We start from the raw sequence: 3,619 nt of genomic DNA, 5'->3' as shown, positions 1-3,619 counted from the left end.
AACCATTTTCCACTTCCAATGTTAACATGTCACTAACAAGCGTATAGCGAGTATCATGCTCTCCGTCTTCATAAAGGAGCACCAAATGATCACCTTCAGTGTAATAGACACCTTTATGGATCGATTCGTTACCATTGGCACCACTCACTTTGAACATAAACACAAAATCCGGCTGTAAAACGAGATCAAGTTGGCTAATATCGGTTGCTATCGCATCTTCACCAAATATTCGTTTACTAGACCACACCCCAGCCAACGCATTTGATAAAGCTTTAGTGAAGATAATGCCGTTTAAGTTGAGCATGTTATGATTCACTTGGTATTGGTAGACTTGAGGTTGTGATGAATTGAGACCCAAAATCAAGGTGCTATCGCTGGCGTCAAATTCGCCTTCCCAGTGATCCACATTATAATTTTTCTTTTGAATATCAATCTTAAAGCGATAATTCGATTCCAAGGTCAATTTAATGGAACGGAAGTCATCGGAAGAGCTGTCGAGATTAGGGTTAAGCAGGTACCAATCACCAAGTAAAAAAGGGAGATCAAACTGAGTTAAGTCTTGATGCGTCCTGATACCACTGCCTTGTACCGTACTGGTACTAATAAGAACAATGCAGGTAAAAATGATGCTTATCCATTTCATAACACGCTCCTTGCTTTTTTCTTAAGCTTAGAACCAGTTGTACGATAAAGCGAAATCTTTGATCTGTATCACGTTATTTATTTGGTTTAAATAAGATCAAAAAAGCGAGCACTAAAGCTCGCTTTTTATTAACACCGATGGCTAATTTAGCATATCAACAGTGATCGCCACTGCTTCTTCTAAATAAACATCTGGAGCTTCATAATCTTTAGGCACATCTTGCAAGGTTTTATAGGGTTTCAAACCATTGACGGCTTGTCGCATGTTAATCCGCGCCAAACGCAATTCATCTGCCTTGTCGCTTTCTTGCTTACGCACAGATTCATTGAGAGAAATGGTGTTGTCATCTTTCTCCGCTTTATACTTTGCAATATCCTCGTTAATGAAACCGAACTCCATATCGTTGGCAATACGAGCTTGATGCTGCGCAGATAACTTAACAATCAGTTTTTCATTCGCTTGTAACTTGTCGTATTTAGCTCGCTCAATTTGATCCCAAGGAAGCGCATTAGGTTCAACGCTCTCACCAGTATCTTTTGCTTCAATCGCAGTGGGTAACGCAATATCAGGCACCACACCTTTATTCTGCGTACTACCACCATCGATACGATAAAATTTCTGAATCGTATATTGAACGTAGCCTAATTCTTTATCAAACAAGTCGTAGATATGATTCAACGAGCGATGCTGTTGAACCGTTCCCTTACCGAATGAGTTTTCGCCAACAATAATCGCTCGTCCATAATCTTGCATTGCCGCTGCAAAAATTTCTGAGGCTGATGCGCTGTAGCGATTCACCAATACCGTCATAGGACCCTGATAACTGATTTTTCCATCCGTGTCACTATTGACGTTTACTCGTCCATAGCTATCGCGAACTTGCACAACCGGGCCGCTTTCAATAAATAAGCCGGATAATGCCGTCGCTTCCGTTAATGCACCCCCACCGTTATTACGCAAATCGACGATCACGCCATCCACTTTTTTCTGCTTCAGTTCAGTCAGCAATTTGTCCGTGTCTTGCGCTAAACCGACATAGAAGCTAGGGACTTCAAGCACGCCGATTTTCTTGCCATTTTTCTCGATGATTTGTGATTTAACCGCTCGATCTTCTAAACGAATTTTATCTCGAACAATAGTGACAACGTGACTTTTAGCATCTTTACCTTCCGGCAAAACCTGCAACTTCACCTTAGTGCCTTTCGGGCCTTTGATCAGTTGTACGACATCATCTAAACGCCAGCCGATAACATCAACCATCTCTTTGCCATCTTGGCCCACACCAATAATACGATCGCCTTCACCCAACTGCTTGCTATTTGAGGCAGGACCACCCGCAACTAACGAACGAATGATAGTGTAGTCGTCGGTCATTTGCAGCACAGCACCAATCCCTTCCAATGAAAGATTCATTTCTGATTGGAACTGCTCGGCATTACGTGGAGAAAGATAACTGGTGTGCGGATCAACTTCACGCGCAAAAGCATTCATATAAAGCTGAAATACATCTTCGCTGTGGGTCTGAGACAGACGTTTGATCGCGTTATTATAACGCTTGCCTAGCGTTTCTTTAATTTCCGGCCACTCTTTACCCGTAAGCTTTAAGTTCAGTGCATCATATTTGACACGTTGCTGCCATAACTTATCGAGCTCGATTTTATCTTTCGGCCAAGCCGCTTTTGAGCGGTCAAGTTCCATCGATTCATCGGCTTCAAATGTAATTTCTTTGTCGAGCAGAGAAAGCGCATATTGAAAACGCTCAAAGCGCTTTTGCATTGATAAGTTATAAACATCAAATGCAATTTGGTTATTGCCAGCCTTGAGTTGATCATCAAGTTGTGTCGACCACGTATGAAAGGAATCAATATCGCTCTGAGTAAAGATATTGCGGTTGTAGTCCAGCAGTTCGAGATAACGATTGAAGATAGCTTGCGAGAAATCGTCATTCAAGTTGAAGTGTTTGTAATGAGAACGAGTAAAACGGGAAGTCACACGCTTACTCGCCGTTTCATGCTGCATTTCTGGGGCAAGAAGAGGTAAATCTTCTTTGCTGAGAGTGGCTTCTAAAGCCTGAACGGATGACGCTGCTAGCCATAGGCCAGCAGCGATCAACGTTAATTTTGAACGGCATTTCATGCGTAGGGATTTCTCCTTTATGCGCGCAAGTGCTCCACTTTCACGACCATTTGTAGGCCGTTGACAAGTTGAACGCGCACATCTTCCTTATTAACTTCAACAATAGTCGCTGCCATGTTTCCTTTACCCATGTTTACGTTCACTTGCTTGCCAGTGATCATTTCATCAGCATTTAAAGCGCGCGTCTCGACAGGTTTTTCAACTGCTGGCGCTTTCACTTGAGGACGACGAGCTTGTGCTTGAGGCTTTTTCGCTTTTGGTTGCTTCGCTTTTGCTTCTTCGCGGGCTTTTTGTCCTTGCTCTTTACGACGAGCCTGTACTCGAGCTTTGCTTTCTGCCAATGCAGCTTGTGCGTGCTCTACATGTTCTTCTTCTAACTCACCACATGGGTTCCCATCAAGGTCAACACGAGTTGCACCAAGTTTAACACCATGTAGATAACGCCATGACGACGTGTATTGTCTTAACGCAGCACGTAGCTGTGTTTTGCTTACTTTTGAGTCTTCGTTTAGGCGTTCAGCAAGATCTTGAAAAATACCAATTTTCAGAGGCTTTGCTTCACCTTCTAAAGTAAAGCACTTAGGGAAACATTCAGCAATGTACGCAATAACTTCTTTGCTGTTTTTTAACTTTTCAGTGTTTTCCATGAGGATTCCTGGTTTATGCGGTCTTTCCGCGAGGCATTAAGATAAATATGTCCGGTATTATAGTGACCTAAATGCGAAAAACCACAGGCAATGACCAATTTATGCCTTGTTAGCGTGTGAATTGAGCAGCTTTTCTATCTCAATCATTAATTCTGTTACCCCTTTCTCATCAATTTCAGAAAAACGGCCAATT

At 42.5% G+C, this 3,619-nt stretch carries 3 protein-coding genes and 1 pseudogene; all 4 read right to left on the bottom strand.

Going from position 1 to position 3,619, the window contains the following annotated elements:
• Positions 1-643: hypothetical protein (locus VOR_RS0110350; RefSeq protein ID WP_010319638.1), on the bottom strand; the 643-nt coding region annotated here is incomplete at its 3' end.
• Positions 644-784: 141 nt separating this feature from the next.
• Positions 785-2,779, bottom strand: coding sequence for a carboxy terminal-processing peptidase (prc, locus tag VOR_RS0110345; protein WP_010319637.1), 1,995 nt, complete (start codon positions 2,777-2,779; stop codon positions 785-787).
• Positions 2,780-2,796: 17 nt separating this feature from the next.
• Entirely contained in the window at positions 2,797-3,426 is a 630-nt protein-coding gene (gene proQ, locus VOR_RS0110340) for an RNA chaperone ProQ (protein WP_010319636.1), read from the bottom strand.
• A gap of 99 nt (positions 3,427-3,525) precedes the next feature.
• Positions 3,526-3,619, bottom strand: a pseudogene (locus VOR_RS17080) (GAF domain-containing protein); the annotation flags it as partial.

The sequence above is a fragment of the Vibrio ordalii ATCC 33509 genome (genome assembly GCA_000257205.1).
Classification (GTDB): Bacteria; Pseudomonadota; Gammaproteobacteria; order Enterobacterales; family Vibrionaceae; genus Vibrio; species Vibrio ordalii.
This window is presented reverse-complemented; position numbering and strand designations above follow the sequence as displayed.

What these genes read in the sequence shown, in the direction of transcription:
- prc (WP_010319637.1), bottom strand. Translation starts at nt 2,779, where the DNA reads ATGAAATGCCGTTCAAAATTAACGTTGATCGCTGCTGGCCTATGGCTA.
- proQ (WP_010319636.1), bottom strand. Translation starts at nt 3,426, where the DNA reads ATGGAAAACACTGAAAAGTTAAAAAACAGCAAAGAAGTTATTGCGTAC.